Origin of the sequence: Flavobacterium sp. AED, from assembly GCF_000812945.1 — a bacterium.
In the GTDB taxonomy this organism is placed as follows: Bacteria; Bacteroidota; Bacteroidia; order Flavobacteriales; family Flavobacteriaceae; genus Flavobacterium.
On sequence record NZ_JSYM01000007.1, the window covers coordinates 120,712 to 138,886 of the forward strand.

Annotated in this window: 19 protein-coding genes; 11 read left to right on the forward strand and 8 right to left on the reverse strand. The window is 32.0% G+C overall.

What is annotated here, in order from left to right:
• Positions 1 to 34: 34 nt before the first annotated feature.
• Complete coding sequence (locus OA85_RS16605; RefSeq protein ID WP_039110956.1) at positions 35 to 1,054, reverse strand: quinone-dependent dihydroorotate dehydrogenase; 1,020 nt, start codon at positions 1,052 to 1,054, stop codon at positions 35 to 37.
• Positions 1,055 to 1,386: 332 nt separating this feature from the next.
• The gene (locus OA85_RS17135; protein ID WP_156129492.1) at positions 1,387 to 1,752 is read right to left on the reverse strand and encodes a DUF6799 domain-containing protein; all 366 of its coding nucleotides are present in this window, start codon (positions 1,750 to 1,752) and stop codon (positions 1,387 to 1,389) included.
• A 512-nt stretch (positions 1,753 to 2,264) separates the two neighbouring features.
• Here OA85_RS17135 and OA85_RS16620 point away from each other — a divergent pair.
• The 4 genes from OA85_RS16620 (at position 2,265) to OA85_RS17440 (ending at position 5,537) form a co-directional block, all read left to right on the forward strand.
• Positions 2,265 to 2,687 carry a DUF1003 domain-containing protein gene (locus OA85_RS16620; protein ID WP_039111012.1) on the forward strand — a complete coding sequence of 141 codons (423 nt, stop codon included), beginning with the start codon at positions 2,265 to 2,267 and terminating at the stop codon, positions 2,685 to 2,687.
• A gap of 223 nt (positions 2,688 to 2,910) precedes the next feature.
• On the forward strand, positions 2,911 to 4,188 hold the full coding sequence (pepT, locus tag OA85_RS16625) for a peptidase T (protein WP_039110958.1): 1,278 nt from the start codon (positions 2,911 to 2,913) through the stop codon (positions 4,186 to 4,188).
• Positions 4,189 to 4,776, forward strand: a complete 588-nt coding sequence (locus OA85_RS16630; RefSeq protein ID WP_039110959.1) for a YdeI family protein — start codon at positions 4,189 to 4,191, stop codon at positions 4,774 to 4,776. It begins immediately after the preceding gene.
• A 317-nt stretch (positions 4,777 to 5,093) separates the two neighbouring features.
• Positions 5,094 to 5,537: a hypothetical protein gene (locus tag OA85_RS17440; protein WP_052257295.1), complete on the forward strand. Its 444-nt coding sequence runs from the start codon at positions 5,094 to 5,096 to the stop codon at positions 5,535 to 5,537.
• A 74-nt stretch (positions 5,538 to 5,611) separates the two neighbouring features.
• On the opposite strand, the gene yajC is transcribed toward OA85_RS17440, so the two are convergent.
• The 3 genes from yajC to OA85_RS16650 all read right to left on the reverse strand — a co-directional run bounded on the left by yajC (position 5,612) and on the right by OA85_RS16650 (position 8,162).
• Positions 5,612 to 5,884 carry a preprotein translocase subunit YajC gene (gene yajC, locus OA85_RS16640; protein ID WP_039110960.1) on the reverse strand — a complete coding sequence of 91 codons (273 nt, stop codon included), beginning with the start codon at positions 5,882 to 5,884 and terminating at the stop codon, positions 5,612 to 5,614.
• Positions 5,885 to 5,916: 32 nt separating this feature from the next.
• A complete protein-coding gene (nusB, locus tag OA85_RS16645; protein ID WP_039110961.1) occupies positions 5,917 to 6,828 on the reverse strand; it encodes a transcription antitermination factor NusB in 912 nt (303 codons plus the stop codon).
• 227 nt (positions 6,829 to 7,055) lie between these two features.
• Complete coding sequence (locus OA85_RS16650) at positions 7,056 to 8,162, reverse strand: Glu/Leu/Phe/Val dehydrogenase (RefSeq protein ID WP_039111014.1); 1,107 nt, start codon at positions 8,160 to 8,162, stop codon at positions 7,056 to 7,058.
• Between the two features lie 203 nt (positions 8,163 to 8,365).
• On the opposite strand from OA85_RS16650, the gene OA85_RS16655 reads away from it, so the two are divergent.
• The 6 genes from OA85_RS16655 (at position 8,366) to OA85_RS16680 (ending at position 15,702) form a co-directional block, all read left to right on the forward strand.
• Positions 8,366 to 10,126 (forward strand): ABC transporter ATP-binding protein, encoded by a 1,761-nt coding sequence (locus OA85_RS16655; protein WP_039110962.1) that lies wholly within the window; start codon positions 8,366 to 8,368, stop codon positions 10,124 to 10,126.
• A 69-nt stretch (positions 10,127 to 10,195) separates the two neighbouring features.
• The gene (locus OA85_RS16660) at positions 10,196 to 10,579 is read left to right on the forward strand and encodes a PUR family DNA/RNA-binding protein (RefSeq protein ID WP_039110963.1); all 384 of its coding nucleotides are present in this window, start codon (positions 10,196 to 10,198) and stop codon (positions 10,577 to 10,579) included.
• Positions 10,580 to 10,703: 124 nt separating this feature from the next.
• The gene (locus OA85_RS16665) at positions 10,704 to 11,231 is read left to right on the forward strand and encodes a hypothetical protein (protein ID WP_039110964.1); all 528 of its coding nucleotides are present in this window, start codon (positions 10,704 to 10,706) and stop codon (positions 11,229 to 11,231) included.
• 24 nt (positions 11,232 to 11,255) lie between these two features.
• Positions 11,256 to 12,089, forward strand: coding sequence for an alpha/beta hydrolase (locus OA85_RS16670; RefSeq protein ID WP_039110965.1), 834 nt, complete (start codon positions 11,256 to 11,258; stop codon positions 12,087 to 12,089).
• Positions 12,090 to 12,439: 350 nt separating this feature from the next.
• The gene (gene mgtA, locus OA85_RS16675) at positions 12,440 to 14,959 is read left to right on the forward strand and encodes a magnesium-translocating P-type ATPase (RefSeq protein ID WP_039110966.1); all 2,520 of its coding nucleotides are present in this window, start codon (positions 12,440 to 12,442) and stop codon (positions 14,957 to 14,959) included.
• Between the two features lie 194 nt (positions 14,960 to 15,153).
• Positions 15,154 to 15,702 carry an alpha/beta hydrolase gene (locus OA85_RS16680; RefSeq protein ID WP_039110967.1) on the forward strand — a complete coding sequence of 183 codons (549 nt, stop codon included), beginning with the start codon at positions 15,154 to 15,156 and terminating at the stop codon, positions 15,700 to 15,702.
• A gap of 5 nt (positions 15,703 to 15,707) precedes the next feature.
• Here OA85_RS16680 and OA85_RS16685 read toward each other — a convergent pair whose 3' ends face one another.
• A complete protein-coding gene (locus OA85_RS16685; protein ID WP_039110968.1) occupies positions 15,708 to 16,043 on the reverse strand; it encodes a tRNA-binding protein in 336 nt (111 codons plus the stop codon).
• Positions 16,044 to 16,214: 171 nt separating this feature from the next.
• Between OA85_RS16685 and OA85_RS16690 the strand changes: the two genes are divergently transcribed.
• A complete protein-coding gene (locus OA85_RS16690; RefSeq protein WP_039110969.1) occupies positions 16,215 to 16,769 on the forward strand; it encodes a thioredoxin family protein in 555 nt (184 codons plus the stop codon).
• Positions 16,770 to 16,842: 73 nt separating this feature from the next.
• On the opposite strand, the gene OA85_RS16695 is transcribed toward OA85_RS16690, so the two are convergent.
• Together OA85_RS16695 and OA85_RS16700 are read right to left on the reverse strand one after the other, a co-directional pair.
• A complete protein-coding gene (locus OA85_RS16695) occupies positions 16,843 to 17,142 on the reverse strand; it encodes a cytochrome c (protein WP_039110970.1) in 300 nt (99 codons plus the stop codon).
• 85 nt (positions 17,143 to 17,227) lie between these two features.
• Complete coding sequence (locus OA85_RS16700; protein ID WP_039111015.1) at positions 17,228 to 18,160, reverse strand: peptidylprolyl isomerase; 933 nt, start codon at positions 18,158 to 18,160, stop codon at positions 17,228 to 17,230.
• Positions 18,161 to 18,175 lie beyond the last annotated feature (15 nt).

An 18,175-nucleotide genomic window follows, 5' to 3' on the forward strand; every position in this document is an offset into this window, starting at 1 on the left:
TAAAAAAAGCACACAATTTGGCACTATTAAAAACCTATAATCGCTCTAAAATCTTTTTGTTTATTGCTTTTACTAATGCTGGACCTTCATAAATAAAACCAGTATATAATTGTACTAAACACGCTCCTGCTTCCAGTTTTTCTATGGCATCGTCAGCAGAATGGATTCCTCCAACTCCAATAATCGGGAAGGCTTTATTGCTTTTTTGAGATAAAAATCGGATTACTTCAGTAGAACGATTTGTCAATGGTTTCCCTGATAATCCACCCATTTCTGCTTTGTTTTCGGATTGTAATCCTTCTCTTGAAATCGTTGTATTAGTCGCAATAACTCCTGCGATTTTAGTTTCCTTGATAATATCTATAATATCCAACAATTGCTCATCGGTTAAATCAGGAGCAATTTTTAGGAGAATTGGCTTTTGCTTTGGCTTAGCCAAATTTTTATTTTGCAAAGTTTGTAATAATTGTGTCAACGGTTCCTTGTCTTGCAGAGCGCGAAGATTTGGTGTATTTGGAGAACTAACATTCACCACAAAATAGTCCACATAATCATACAACGCATCAAAACAAATTTCGTAATCTGAAGTTGCTTCTTCGTTTGGCGTTAGTTTATTTTTTCCAATATTTCCGCCTATTAAAACATCTTTATTGCTTTTTAATCGTTCTACCGCTTCCTGAACACCGCCATTATTAAATCCCATTCTGTTGATAATCGCGCTATCAGCTTTTAGACGAAACAAACGCTTTTTAGGGTTCCCTTCTTGTCCTTTTGGAGTAAGAGTTCCTATTTCGATAAAACCAAAACCAAAGTTGGACAATTCTTTATACAACTTGGCATCTTTATCAAAACCAGCAGCTAACCCTACCGGATTTTTAAATTTTAATCCAAAAACTTCAGTTTCTAATCTTGGGTCATTTACTTCGTAAAGCGATTTAAAAACAAATGAAAATCCTGGAACTTTAGACAAGAAACGAATCAATGAAAAAGTAAAATAATGAACCTTTTCTGGATCAAAACAAAAAAGTATCGGGCGAATAAGTAATTTATACATGGTTATTGTGTTGGTGGTGCAAAAATAGGACTATCTATTCGATAATTAAAAATTTGGAAAATAATTTTACAAATCATTTCAATTAACTTGAAACAAGGATTTATGTAGACTGATATGTTTTCAACTTTTACAAAAAAAAGTAATTTATATTTTTCTTGATTTAAATCCAATAGAATAACAATAATCATCAAATTTCATAGCATCTTAATTCCAAATTAAAACATTACTAACGATAAAATTTAAACAAAAAAAGAAACCGAAATTATAAAGATCTATTTTCGGTTTCTAAACTCAAAAAAAATAAATGCTTTTCTAAATACTTAGAACAACATTTATTTTTTTTCCATTTTCATTTTTTCCTTTTCCATTTTTTCTTTTTCCATTTTCATTTTATCCTTCATCATCATTCCATTCATATCCATCATGTCTCCATTTTTCAGCATCATCTTTTTACCATTTTTCATTTTAACTTTACCATTAGGATAAACAATAGAGCCATCAGACAAAGTCATTTCTTTAGACAAAAGCATTTTTTTATCATTTTTCATTACCATCATCTTACCATCTTTCATCATTAAATAGTCTTTTTCTTGTACTATTTTCAGATCATGCATCTTTAAATTATGCATTTTTGAATTCATAGCCATACTCCCCAAAGAGAATATAAGGACTGCTAACAAAACGAACGAATTTTTCATAATTATCTGATTTTTAAATGTTTATAACACTAAAATTACAAAAAAATTATTTACTTAAATAAACAATATCATAATTTATATTAAAAAAAAATCTATTAAATAGCTAATCTAATTGAAAAACATCCTAAAAAAGAGATAGCACCTCATCGTTTCATTCATTTAAAAAATTTATAAATCCCTTTTTTAATTGCTCAAAGTAAAAAAGATAATATTGTAAAATTTAAAGAATATGAAATTATACACTTTCTCCTATATATTGAACTATTTTTTGTAAGATGAATCACAATTTTAAAATATCTGATGATAATTGGGAAAGTGTGCTTACAAAAATTATCACTATAATTAATTCGTCCTTAAAATTCATAAATAAACGATAAGTTCCTAATATAAAAATATTAAAGTCTGTAAAATCATATATATTTACTCAGAATTAATTTCAATCAAATACTTTATAATGATAAGTAATTAATCTATAAAATATCAAAAATATATACTAAACTAAATTCATGAGTATGCTTAATCATAAAAACTGGCACGAAAAACACATTGAAACATTAGGCTTTGGAAGCCGTTTAGCAGATTCAGTTGCAAAAGGAATGGGGTCCTGGAAATTCATTATTATTCAAACCATTTTAGTTGTGCTTTGGATGGTATTAAATCTGATTGGATTCATGTATCACTGGGATGTATATCCATTTATTTTACTAAACCTTCTTTTTTCTACACAAGCAGCCTATGCAGCTCCTATTATTATGATGTCACAAAACAGACAAAATGATAGAGACAGAGTTCAAGCGCAAGCAGATTACCAAACTAATATAGATGCAAAACTGGAAATTGAAGCTTTGACTATAAAATTGAATAAACTAGAGGTCGAGAAATTAGATGTAATCATTACGATGTTGGAAGAAATGAAGAAAAATTCTATCCAATAAAATCTAAAATATAATAAAGTAATTTAAGCAAAAATATAGATTTTATAATCCTTAATAAACCATGTGATTTCTTCATTTATTATGTTAAGTATTCCATTAAATCTTCTGTTTTTAGCATATTAATTTCAGGTTTTTTTAATAGAAATAAAGAAAACACAAACTCTTATCAATAAAATGATTCTCTAAATAAGCAGTATATTTGTATCTCATTAAAAAACACTTTATGCAACATATTATTGACCGTTTCATTGGTTATGTAACTATAGATACTGAATCTGATCCCAACTCAGAAACTACGCCAAGCACTGAAAAACAATGGAATTTAGCCAATAAACTGGTTGAGGAATTGAAAGCTATTGGAATGCAAGACGTGGCAATTGATGACAAAGCCTATATCATGGCTACTTTGCCAAGTAATGTCGCACATGAAGTGCCTGTCATTGGGTTTATTTCTCACTTTGATACTTCTCCTGATTTTAGCGGTGCCAATGTAAAACCACAAATTGTTTCTAATTATGATGGTAAAGACGTTGTATTAAATGCCGATAAAAATATTGTATTATCGCCTAGTTATTTTAAAGATTTGTTGCTTTATAAAGGACAAACTTTAATTACTACTGACGGAACAACATTGCTGGGAGCTGATGACAAAGCCGGAATTACCGAGATCGTTACCGCAATGGAATTCCTTATCCAAAATCCAGATATCAAACACGGAAAAATTAGAATTGGTTTTACACCAGATGAAGAAATTGGCCGTGGTGCGCACCACTTTGACGTGGATAAATTTGGAGCAGATTGGGCATACACTATGGATGGCAGCCAAGTTGGCGAATTAGAATATGAAAATTTTAATGCGGCTGGTGCCAAAATCATTTTCAAAGGGAAAAGTGTTCATCCCGGTTACGCCAAAGGGAAAATGATAAACTCCATGTTGATCGCCAACGATTTTATAAATGAATTACCAAAAGATGAAACACCTCAAAAAACAAGAGGTTATGAAGGTTTTTTCCATGTGCATCATTTAACAGGAAGCATTGAAGAAACGGTTTTGGAACTTATCATTCGGGATCATAACAAGAAAAAATTTGAGAAACGCAAAGAATTAATTGAGAAAATTACTCGAAAAATCAACAAGAAATTTGCGAAACAATTTGGTGAAGACATAGTTATTGCTGAGATAAAAGACCAATATTACAATATGAAAGAAAAGGTTTTACCGGTAAAACATATTGTCGATATTGCAGAAAAAGCGATGAGAGAACTGGATATAAAACCACTTATAAAAGCGATTCGTGGCGGAACAGATGGTTCACAATTATCGTACAAAGGATTACCTTGTCCTAATATTTTTGCTGGCGGACATAATTTTCACGGAAAATACGAATATGTTCCTGTAGAAAGTATGCAAAAAGCAGTTAACGTAATTGTAAAAATTGCCGAATTGACTGCAGCAGGTGATTTTACTAAAACAGAAGAAATAGCTAAAAACAAAAAATAATTGGAACCACTAAAAACCAATACACACATTTGGGATAAAAACGATAATTGGTCAGAAGAATTGGAATTTCTGAAATCAATTATTGCTCAAACAGAACTAATCGAAACCACGAAATGGGGCGGTTGCGTTTATGTGCTGCATGGTAAGAATGTACTAGGAATTGGGGGATTCAAAAACTATTTTGCGATTTGGTTTTTTAATGGTGTTTTCCTGAAGGATGAAAAACAAGTTTTGGTTAATGCACAAGAAGGTGTTACCAAATCTTTGCGACAATGGCGGTTTTCATCCCAAGATGAAGTCGATAAAAAAGCAGTTTTACATTATATTCATGAAGCCATAGAAAATGAAAAACAAGGGAAGCAACTTAAACCTGAAAAAGGAAAAAGTATCGTTTCAGAACTTTTACAAAAGGAATTAGATGCTGATGTGAATTTAGCGGAAGCATTTTTAAAATTCTCTCCTTACAAACAAAAGGAATTTGTAGAATATATTGAAACCGCAAAACGAGAAGAAACTAAACGTTCCAGAATCGAAAAAATAAAACCAATGCTATTAGCAAACATTGGTTTAAATGATAAATACCGATAAAATTAAATCCCAATTCTGAAGTATCAGGTTGGGATTTTTTTATTCAACCTCATCAGAATCACTTCGTAATACCTCTATACGAGATTTGTTTCAGAACTGCTCTTTAAAGCTTTTGAAAAAGAAAACATACTAATTTAAACTTCCTTTCTTGAGTACTATTTGCTCAAAATTATTTATTTTTTTGCTAACTATACTGAAAAACTTAACATTAGCCAGTCTATTAAATCACTATATTTACTTACAGGCACTTTACAATTTATTAATACCAGAATAACTATTGGTTTAATTGCATAAAAATAATACTAACACTATAAATTATGACACAAAAGAAAGAAGCGGAAACTGCTCCAGTATCCCCAGCAAAACCTGAAATTGATAAGCCAGTTAGAGCTCGAAGAACAAAAGTCATTAAAACTGTAGCGGAACCCGTTGATATTACAGAACCGGTAATTGAAGAAATCATAACGGAAACTATAGAAATTTCGGCTATTAGTCTAGAGGATAATAGTGCCGTTTCAAATAAGAAAAAAAGTAAAAACGAGACTAAAAAGAAAGTAAAAATGAAAGATAAAGACAAGAAAAAAGCTAAAAAAGCTGAAGCGAAAGAAAAAGCAAAACAAAAAGCGAAAGCAAAAGCAAAAAAGGCAAAAAAAGCCAAAAAGGATAAAGCTAAGAAGGCAAAAGTCAAAGCAAAGATAAAAGCTAAAAAAGCCAAAGCAAAATCTAAAAAAGCAAAGAAAGCGAAGAAGAATAAAAAATAACCCTATTATTTTTCATAAAAAAAGTCCCAACACGAAAAAACGATTGGGACTTTTTTTACTTCATTAAAGCAAAATTATTTTTTGCTCAAAGCAGCACTCATTTCCATAGAAATAGAAGAACGCTCCATTTTTAGCTTTCCTGACATTGTTTCAATAACTACAGTAGTATCTGCTAACTCAGAAACTTTTCCGTGAAGACCACTTTTTGTTATGATTTTATCGCCTACTTTCAAAGTGCTTTCAAATTCTTTTTCGTTTTTAGCTCTTTTTTGTTGTGGTCTGATCATGAAGAAATAGATTACCACAAACATTAATAGAAACGGCGCAAATTGAGTTAATTGTCCCATAATTTTAATTCTCTTTTTTTTATTTATAAATATTACATTAAACCACGACCGGCTTTAATAATTTTTTTACTGGCCTCCAGTTCTTTTACTAAATTATCTAAAATTCCGTTGATAAAAATACTACTTTTTGGTGTAGAATATTCTTTGGCAACTTCTAAATATTCATTTAAAGTAACTTTTACAGGAATTGATGGAAATTTCAAAAATTCACAAATTGCCATTTTAAGAATAATGGTATCAATTTCGGCAATTCTATCACTATCCCAGTTTGGTGTTTTGTCAATATATTCTTTAGCTAATTCCGTTTCGTTTAAGACTGTTTTTCGGAACAAATCCTTAACAAAGTCTTTGTCCTCATTGTCTTTGTACAATTTTGGAACCCTGAAATTATCATCCTCACCAGATTTGATGGCTTTTAATTGTTTGATGATATGCGTATTCACTAATGGAATATCATCAACCCAAGTCAGCTTATCATCTTCTAAATATTCGTATAATTTTTCGTTCGGAACAATTACATCCATGAACAAATCAACAATAAATTGTCTGTCTTCTTCAAATGTATTAGTTGAGTCACTCATGTATTTAGCATACAATTTACTTGCCTTTATATCATTAAGAAGCAATAAAATATAATCGTCGTTTAAAGTCCAATTATTGATTTTACGATTTTCCAGTGCAATATTTAGTGAATTATTTTCGGAAAGAATTTGAAAAATTTGATTTTTGATGAATTTTTCGTTGGGCTTACGCTCCTCAGGAGTTGCAAGATGTTTCAGACTCGATTTATGTAAAAAGATAGTTTCTGTTTTACAAATTTCAATCAGTGAAGAAAGCATTATAAGGTATAAATCTTGAATATTGTCGATACTGTAAAAAAGGAATTTTTCTTCTTTCTCCAGATTATCTGAACCGCTTTGATGCATCGCATAAATGGACTGCATGACTTTAACGCGTATGTGTCTTCTATTTACCACCTTGTAAGAACTTTTATTAATTAGTCTGCAAAAATAAGAATTTCATTTTTTAAAATAAAATTAAAACGCTAAAAAAAGCTTTTGGTTCTAATTTAGATTATCCTATAAGAAAACAGTCGCAGAATTCAGTTATAATTTCCGGTTATACCCGAAGACTGTCACTGTAAACTGCGACTGTATATTAAAAACTAAAACTACTTCTTACTATTTTCTATCTTTCTTTGATCAATTCTATTTTGGGCAATCGTCAAAGCTGCATGGTGTGTCGTCATATTGTTTGCAATAGCAAAATCAATAATTTCTAATGTAGTATTGTAAATATTTTCTGTTTTACGCATGATTTCAGCTTTGTCATAATGAGCTAATTCCGCATACACATTGATAATTCCACCAGCATTAATCAAGAAATCCGGTGCATAAAGAATTCCTCGTTCCTGCAAAATTGCTCCGTGAATATTCTCATTTGCTAATTGGTTATTAGCCGCTCCGGCAATTACTTTTGCTTTAATTTTATGTACCGTTGCATCATTTATAGTTGCACCCATAGCACAAGGCGCATAAATATCAACATCGGCACTGTATAAATCATCACCAGTAAATATTTTTGCATTGTACTTCGCTCCTACTTCATACAATCTTTCTTCATTAATATCAGTTATTGTTACTAGCGCTCCTTCTTTGGTCAAATAATCCACCAAAGTTTCCCCAACATGACCTATTCCTTGCACCAATACTTTTTTACCATCTAAAACATCAGTGCCAAATTGATGCTTCGCCGCTGCTTTCATTCCTAAATATACGCCATAAGCCGTAACAGGAGATGGATTTCCAGATCCGCCTCTTTCTTCAGAAATCCCAGTAACATAAGGTGTAACATCTCTTACGATATCCATATCCCTAGTTTCCATTCCTACATCTTCGGCAGTAATATATCTTCCGCTTAGAGAATGAACGAATTCTCCAAACTTACGCATCAATTCAGGTGTCTTTTGGGTTTTGGCATCGCCAATGATAACAGCTTTACCTCCACCAATATTCAATCCTGTTATAGCCGCTTTATAAGTCATACCACGAGAAAGTCGCAATACATCGTTTAGTGCTTCCCATTCATTAGCATAATTATACATACGCGTACCACCTAAAGCAGGACCCATAACCGAATTATGAATACCAATAATTGCTTTTAAACCTGTATCTTTGTCGTTGCAAAATACAATTTGTTCATGATCGTCAAATGAAAGTTGACCAAAAACGGGATCCATTTTTTGAAGTTCCTTTCCAGTTGTGAAAGCTGCATTCATAAGCATTAATTTTTATAGTGATAAATTACGAATTCGTCAAAAAGACAAATCAAATTTACATAAAAAATAAACATATCCTAATATACACACGTTAAATTATCAATATCACAATTTCAAGAAGCAGGCGATTAATTTTCAGTAATATCAAAAATTGATTATTAATCAAAAAATAAATCTTTTTCAACACAGAATATCTTAAAAAAATGAAAGAATTACGTTATTTAAATAAATATTTCATTAAATATAAATACAGCTTTTCCCTTGGTATTTTATTTACAATTATTGCACAAATATTTTCTTTGTTTACGCCAAAATTGATTAGCAAATCATTTAAAGCAATTGAAGCATTCTCAAAAGACAAATCCGTTACAGCTGATGTCATCCAACAGGAATTAGTTTCAAACATTTTACTGATTATTGCGACCACCATTATCGCTGGTTTTCTTACCTTTTTGATGAGACAAACCCTTATTGTGATGTCAAGACATATTGAGTTTGACTTAAAAAACGAAGTTTTTAGACAATATGAAAACTTGTCACAAAATTTCTATAAGCAAAACCGAACCGGTGATTTGATGAACCGTATCAGTGAGGATGTATCCAAAGTAAGAATGTACGTGGGACCAGCCGTAATGTATACGATAAATACTTTTATCCGTTTTGCAATTGTAATTGGCTATATGTACAATGTATCACCACGATTGACATTGTATACTATTCTTCCTTTACCGGTTTTATCGTATTGCATCTTCAAATTAAGTTCGGAAATCAATAAAAGAAGTACTATTTTCCAGCAATATCTGTCGAAAGTTTCCAGTTTTTCACAAGAAATATTTTCTGGAATCCGAGTAATTAAGGCATATTCGTTAGAAGACCAACATCAAAACAACATGATCGATTTGGCAAACGAAAGTAAAAGCAAAAGTTTAGATTTAGCAAAAGTGCAGTCTTTATTCGGTCCTTTAATGTTGGCTCTAATAGGAATAAGCAACTTAGTTGTGATTTATTTTGGTGGTATAATGTATATAAATGGGACTATAAAAAGTATTGGAACCATCGCAGAATTCATTTTGTATGTCAATATGCTAACGTGGCCGGTTGCTTCATTAGGATGGGTTTCGTCAATGGTCCAAGAGGCCGAAGCTTCCCAAAAGCGTCTTAATGAATTCCTGAAAATCGAACCGGAAATAAAAAATAAAAACCCCAATAAATCTATTATTGAAGGTACTATTTCATTCGAAAATGTGAGCTATACGTATGAAGACACGAATATAGAAGCCTTAAAAAATGTTTCTTTTAAAGTAAAAAAAGGAGAAACGTTGGCGATTCTTGGAAAAACAGGATCTGGAAAATCGACTATTTCTTCTTTAATCTCTCGCTTGTATGAAGTTACAGACGGGCGAATATCAGTTGATGGAAATGAAATAAGTACTTTGAACCTATATGATTTAAGAAACAGCATTGGAATTGTTCCGCAAGATGCCTTCTTATTTTCGGATAGTATCAAGAACAACATCAAATTTGGGAAAGAAAATGCAACTGATGAGGAAGTTGAAACTGCTGCAAAAAATGCAGTGGTACATGACAATATCATTGGTTTCAACAAACAATACGACACTATTCTTGGTGAACGCGGAATCACTCTATCAGGTGGACAAAAACAACGCGTTTCTATAGCGCGAGCCATTATTAAAAACCCGGAAATTTTACTTTTTGATGATTGTTTATCAGCAGTTGATACCGAAACTGAAGAAGCTATTTTGAACAACTTGTATGAAATTTGTAAGGACAAAACCACGATTATTGTTAGCCATAGAGTCTCATCAGCTAAAAATGCTGATAATATTATCATCCTTGAAGACGGAAAAATTATTCAACAAGGTTCTCATAATCAATTGATAAATCAAGAAGGGTATTATGCATCACTTTATTTAAAACAACTTTCAGAAAAAGAATTACTATAATTGTTGTATAATAAATAAATTTTTATGATTTTTGATTGCTATTAAATAAAAAAATTGACAGAAAGGATTATGAGAGAAAATGACATGTTAGAAAAAGAAGAGATATTTTCTAAAGTTTTACGTGCTGGAAGAAGAACCTATTTCTTTGATGTGAGAGCTACAAAAGCTGATGATTATTACATAACGATTACCGAAAGTAAAAAATTCACCGAAGAAGACGGATCGTTTCATTTTAAGAAACACAAGATTTATTTATACAAAGAAGACTTTGCTGCTTTTGCAGAAATTCTTGGCGAAATGACTTCTTACGTTTTGAACCACAAAGGCGAAGAAGTAATCTCTGAAAGACACCAAAAAGATTTCAAAAAAGAATACGCATCGGACAAAACAGATGATGACGAAATTTTACCACAAACATCAACTTTTACCGATATAGAATTTGATGACATTTAATTCTTAGTTACCAATTTACAAAACTAAAAAGTCCAAAAGTCTTATGATTTTTGGACTTTTTTTGTACATTTAAAAAAATAAACGACCCTTAAAATTATTGAACCATATAACACATCAACAAAAAATGAAGAAAAAATTCACACTTTTTATGACTACTTTAATTGTAATGTCAAGCACTTTATATGCGCAAACACCTTTAAAAGAGTACGAAGCTGGACACGTTTTTCATATTGGTTTACCAGAATATATGGGAAAAACGATAGGATTGAATAACTCCGCAACAATCCAGTATAAAAGTGAAGTCAAAGATGTATATGGTTTCGTAATAGAAGATAATAAAGAAGAACTAAAATTAGCCGAACTAAACTACTCCTCTATCAACGAATTTTATGAAGGTTTTATAAAAGACTTTCTAACAGATGAAGACGACAGAATAATTTCACAACCATTATATAAAAAAAACGGGGATATTAATTTTGTTGAATCTGACGTGACTTACTACGATAAAGAAGCGAAAATTAACATTTATTATTTAGTGGGAATAGTTGAAACAAAATCTGCTTATTATAAAGTATTATCTTGGTCAGCAGCTGAAAACAAAGATAAATTTAAAGCAGACTTTCAAAAAATAGTATACAGCTTAAAAGACTAAAATAAGATTCAAAAAAAAATCAAAATGAAGAAAATTTTCCTTTCCCTTTTTATATTCCTATTTGGTATTACAGTTTCTGCCCAAAAACTAGAATACACTACAAAATCAAACATTCCATACTATAGCGATGCGATAAACAAAACAGATACCTACATTAACGAACGATGCCTTCTCGATATTTATTATCCAAAAAACAGCAGTGGTTTTGCAACTGTAGTTTGGTTTCATGGAGGCGGATTAACTTCGGGTAGCAAAGAACTTCCTGAAGGACTTAAAGACAAAGGTATTTGTGTAGTTTCCGTAAATTATCGTTTGTCCCCAAAAGTAAATTCTCCAAAATATATTGAAGATGCAGCAGCAGCGGTAGCATGGGTTTTTAAAAATATAAACACGTTTGGTGGTGATAATTCTTTGATTTTTATTTCCGGACATTCTGCTGGTGGATACCTTGCAAGTATGATTAGTTTAGACAAAAAATGGTTATTGGCTGATGGAATAGACGCCAACAAAATTGCAGGAATCATTCCATTAAGTGGTCAGGCCATTACCCATTTTGAAATAAGAAAAGAAAGAGGTATCCCTGAAACACAACCTGTAATAGACGAGCTTGCACCACTGTTTCATGTTCGTGCCGATGCTCCTCCTCTATTATTAATAACTGGTGACCGTGAATTAGAAATGTTAGGCCGTTATGAAGAAAACGCCTATTTAATGCGAATGATGAAAATTGCTGGCCATAAGGAGACAAAGCTCTACGAATTAGATGGTTTTGGTCACAACATGACAGAACCTGCTTTTCCTTTAGTTATAAAGGAAATACAAAGAATTGTCAATGAGAAAAAAAATACAAAAAAATAATTTTGAAACAACTAAGAGCAAAGTTTAAAAACCTAACGGTTCTTTGCTTTTTTTATCTTTTAAAAGCAGAAAATTTACCAAACCTCAACAAGGATATTCCCATGAGTATCAAAATTCAGTCCTAACGAATTTCTTTAAACTATTATTCTATTTCAGTTCCTTACTTTCAATATCGAAAATTATATCCATAAAATCATTAACTTTGAGAATCAATTGAAAATCAAAACTTTCAATTGATTATTTTTTTAAATAAACTATTCTCGTCCAAGTTTATCTCAATTATCCGCTATTACATTTAGCAAAAAAAGTCCGATTGCTTTTCTAATTTATAGTTTAAAAAATTAGTCTTTATGCAAACTTCTACAACAGATAATTTTTGGCAATATGACCCGAACTATTGGTTTCAAAAACTAAACAGTAGCGAAAAAGGTTTATCCAAAACAGTAGCTGATAAAATTCTGTTAGAATCCGGAGAACACAAAATAAACAAATCTATTTTAAAAAAGGATTTTTTCCTTTTCATAGGACAATTTAAAAGCCCTTTGATGTTACTGCTTATTGGAGCTGTCATACTATCAGCCTTTCTTGGTGACACCTCCGATGTTTTTATAATACTCTTTATCGTTTTGTCTACCGGTTTTCTTAGTTTTTTCCAAGAAAGAAATGCTGGTCGTTTTGTAGCTGCTTTACAATCAATGATTGCATTAAAAAGCAGTATTTTGAGAGATGGAAAACAACAGGAAATCCTTTCTTCTACCATTGTTCCCGGGGATATTATTTTCTTGAAAGCCGGGGATATGTTACCCGCCGATTGTCTAATTATTGAAGCCAATGAATTACATGCCAATGAAGCCAGCTTAACCGGAGAATCCTATCCAACAGCAAAAATAGCAGGAATAGTGGATGTAAAAACGGAACTAACCAAAAGAACAAACTGCCTCTGGGAAGGAACAAATATAGTCAGTGGTACAGCTAAAGCAGTAGTAATAAATACCGGAAGCAAAACCATTTTTGGCGCCATTGCAAAAAGTGCTTCCACTACAGTAGAAACTAAATTTGAAAAAGGCATCAAAGACTTTGGTTATTTTTTAATGAAAATAACATTAGTACTATCAATATTCATACTGATTGTCAATTTATTAAATCACAAAAGCGCTATTGAATCTGCTTTATTTGCTTTGGCTTTAGCCGTAGGAATGGCGCCTGAATTACTTCCTGCCATCACCACAATCGCAATGAGCGCAGGCGCTAAAAGAATGTTAGATAAGAAAGTAATCGTAAAAAAACTGGCTTCTATTCAAAACTTAGGAGAAGTCAATTTATTGTGTACTGATAAAACTGGCACCATTACAGAAGGTGCAATTATAGTAGCTGGAACCGTTGATGGTTTGGGTACCGAAAATGAATTTGTAAAAGAATTAGCCTATTGGAATGCTTATTTTGAAACAGGTTATGCCAATCCAATTGATGAAGCCATAAAAAAGCTTCAAATAGAAACAAAGGCTAATCCAACAAAATTAGGCGAGATTCCTTATGATTTTATACGCAAAAGATTAAGCATCGCTATTATTACCGACGCAAATAAACTATTGATTAGTAAAGGCGCGTTTAACAATATCATAAGTATTTGTACTACGGTGAGATTGAGCAATGGAATTGTTGAAGATATTGAAAAGCACAAAGCCGAAATTGAAAACAAATATGAAGAATTTGGAATCAAAGGATTGCGAAGCATCGGTATCTGTTACAAAAACATCAATTCCAATGCTATTGTAAAAGAAGATGAAACCTCCATGATTTTTGCTGGTTTTATTTTACTTGAAGATCCAGTTAAAATGGGTATTATAGAAACAATTGAGGAATTAAAAAAACTACAAGTACACCTGAAAATAATATCTGGAGATAATAAAAATGTAGCCCAATCCATCGCTTTAAAAATTGGAATCATTAACCCTATTGTAATGACAGGACAAGAACTTTTCAGTACAAGTCCGGAAGCATTAAAACATGTAGTAGGAAAAACACACATTTTTGCCGAAGTAGAGCCACAACAAAAAGAACATATTATTCAGGCTTTGAGAAAAACATATACACTTGCCTATGTGGGTGACGGAATTAATGATGTATCTGCTTTAACAGCTGCCGATATTGGAATATCTGTAGAAAATGCTGTTGATGTAGCCCGAGAAGCTGCCGATTTTGTATTAATGGAAAAAGATTTAGCGGTTATTATAGATGGCATTAAAGAAGGACGAAAAACTTTTGCCAATACTTTAAAATACATTTTTATAAACACAGGATCTACTTTTGGAAATATGTTCAGCGTTGCGATTGCCTCCCTTTTATTACCATTTCTACCTATGTTACCCAAACAAATTTTATTAACTAATTTCATAACTGATTTTCCTTATCTCACCATTGCATCTGATAATGTTGATCAAGAACAATTGAACAAACCCGGAAAATGGAATTTAAAATTCATTAGAAATTACATGATTATTTTTGGGATTCACAGTTCACTTTTTGATGTCATTACCTTTCTAATTCTTTTTTATGTTTTAAAAGTAAAAGAATCTGCCTTTCAAACTGCTTGGTTTGTAGAATCCATCCTTACTGAATTATTCATCCTGTTTATAATACGAACACATAAAAACTTCTTTAAAAGCAAACCAGGAAAATATCTTTTTATTTTGAGCATATTGGGGCTACTAATTACAATCATACTTCCTTACCTTCCTATCGCAACTACAATAGGATTATCGCCAATTCCTTTTCTCAATATGGGTATTATGTTACTAATAGTTTTAATCTATATCATTACAGCTGACCTTTTAAAAGTTTGGTTTTTCAAAAAGTACGTACGAACTTAATATTGAATATAGCCTTAAAGTAATTAATATTGCTATGAACAACTGATGTTCAACTTGCATTTTCCTAAACGAACTGTGATTTTTATTTCCAAAAAAGAATTTTTATTTCGATTAAATTGTATATTTTTATTCCAAAATAGTTGTTCTAAATACTTCATTTTTTTAGATGAACTTATATTAGTTATATATTCAGAATGGAAATAAAATTATTAGTAATCCCAGGCTTGGGTGATTCAGGAGAAAAACATTGGCAAAGCTACTGGCTCAAAAAATATAAAAATGCTACTAAGGTAATTCAAGACAATTGGGACGAACCTCAACGCGAAGATTGGCTTTCAAAACTAAACGAAGCGATACTAAAACTGGATAAGCCCACTATTTTGGTTGCACACAGTCTTGCCGTTTCTTTGGTAATGCATTGGGTTTCTTTAAATAATAATCCTAATATAATTGGTGCTTTACTGGTTGCACCTGCAGATGTCGATTCCCCTGAGCACACACCAGAGAAAATTTGGAATTTTTCACCAATACCATTGACTAAATTAGATTTCCCTTCCATAGTGGTAACTAGCGAAAATGATCCATATATAGCTGTACAAAGAGCGGAATATTTTGCTGAAATGTGGGGAAGTGATTTTATAAATATTGGTCAAAAAGGACATATCAATTCCGAATCAAATCTCGAATTTTGGGAAGAAGGACAAATGCTATTGCAACAATTAATTGATAAAATTAATAATTAATTTTATCACCCGATTCGCAATCCATTTTCAATTTTAAAATCAGGAGCTAATAAAATAACATCTCCTTCATCACCTACTGCTCCTAAGACCAAGCATTCGCTCATGAATTTCCCAATTTGTTTTTTAGGAAAATTGACCACAGCAATAATTTGTCGGTTTTTCAATTCTTCCTTTTGATAGCGTTTCGTTATTTGCGCCGATGTTTTTCTAATTCCGATTGCAGAACCAAAATCTATTGTTAACTGATAGGCGGGTTTCCTAGCTTCGGGAAAATCATTTACTTCTAGGATAGTTCCCACGCGCATTTCTACTCTTTCAAATTCAGACCAAGTTAATTCCATAAATTTATTTTCGTTTTAAAGTCAATTTTCAATGACACTATTTTACAAACGAAATTTACTATTTTCTGTTTAGAAACAATCCTTTTTTCATAACTTTAAAGTTTAAAATCTAAAAAAACTTCACAACTTTTAAAAAGAGCGCTTTTAAAACTTAAACTCCAGAAAACATAAATGTCTAAAACTGCTTCAAAAATGATTCCGCTTGGAACTGTTGCTCCTGAATTTCATTTGAAAGATACTAATTCTAATGAATGGTTTTCTTTTGCAGATTTAAAAGGCGAAAAAGGTACCTTAGTACTATTCATGTGTAATCACTGTCCGTTTGTACGCCATGTCATTGAAGAAATCGTAATGATTGCTAATGATTATCGTGTTCAGGGAATTGGGATAATCGCTATTTCAAGTAATGATATTTCACAATATCCTCAAGATGCACCGGAGTTGATGACTGAATTTGCTTTCGAAAACAAAATGGAATTTCCTTATTTATATGACGAGACACAAGAGGTTGCTAAAGTATACGATGCGGCATGCACTCCAGATTTTTTCTTGTTTGACAACCAAAATAAATTAGTATATCGCGGTCAATTGGATGACAGCCGACCTGGAAATGGAATTCCTCTTAGTGGCAATGATTTGCGAGGTGCGATTGATGGTGTGATTTACAATCGAATAATTAATCCGAATCAAAAACCAAGTATTGGTTGTAATATAAAATGGAAATAAATCTAATTTAAAAAAAGTATATTGACTTTCACCAACATACTTTTTTAAAAAAAAAATTGTAAAAACAAAAATATTACAATTGAGAAGATATATAATTTGAAATACTAGCCATTTTAACATCGTCAAGATGCGCTTTCACTTGCATTCTTGTTAAGATGGGCTGCCAATTTTCCTTACTATATGCAGTTGGAGCATATAATTGATGGCATCTGGCACAACTATTTTCATATAAATTTTTTCCTTCAACCAGTTCTGGCGAAAGTACGGTTGTTTTCGCTACTTCTGTTGGAGCAGTTTGTACCGCTACCGTTTTAGAAGCGCACGAAAATAAAACTACTGCAAGTGCTGCTGCTGCTACTATTTTTGATTTCATAATTAGTTCTTTAGAATAACAAATATAAAAAAAACCCAATAACAATAAAGTTTATTGGGTTTTAAATTTTATACTAGAATAAAGACTATTTTACGTCCATTAATTCTACGTCAAAAATCAACGTAGCATTTGGTGGAATTGCTCCTCCAGCACCACGAGATCCATAGCCTAAATGAGCAGGAATCACGAAACGTGCTTTGTCACCTACGCGCAACAAGGCAATTCCTTCATCCCAACCTTCAATAACGTTTCCTCTTCCTAATGGGAATTCGATTGGTTTTTTACGAGGGTATGAACTATCAAACACTTTACCATCTGGAAGTTGCCCTGTATAATGTACTGAAACCGTTTTTCCATTTTCTGCTTTTTTACCTTCTCCTCTTTGGATGAATTGGTAACGCAAGCCACTTTCTGTTTTTTCAAAACCAGCCGCTAACTTTTCCATTTCAGCTTCAGCCTCTGCTTTTAAAGCTGCGTCACGTTTGTTACGTGAACCTTTAAAAGTAATAAAAGCTTCAATTGCATTCCAATTTTTAGCTTCTTCCCCTTCTCTGATAATTTCCAAAGATTCCAAAACATCCCCTTGAGCAACTGCATCAACAACATCCTGTCCTTCTACTACATGTCCAAAAACAGTATGTTTGTTATCCAACCATTCTGTTGGAATGTGTGTAATGTAAAATTGAGAACCGTTTGTTCCAGGTCCTGAATTAGCCATAGCCAAAACTCCCGGACGGTTGTGTTTCAAACTTGGGTGAAATTCATCGTCAAATTTATATCCCGGATCTCCAGTTCCTGTCCCTTGTGGACAACCACCTTGAATCATGAAATCAGGAATTACTCTGTGAAATTTTAATCCATCATAAAATTTAACCCCTTGTGGTTTTACTTTATTTTCTAAGTTTCCCTCAGCCAATCCTACGAAGTTCCCCACTGTTCCTGGAGTCAAATCGTGTGTTAGTTTTACTAAAATAGCACCTCTAGTGGTGTTGAATTTAGCATATATTCCATTTTCCATTTTTGTATAATTTTT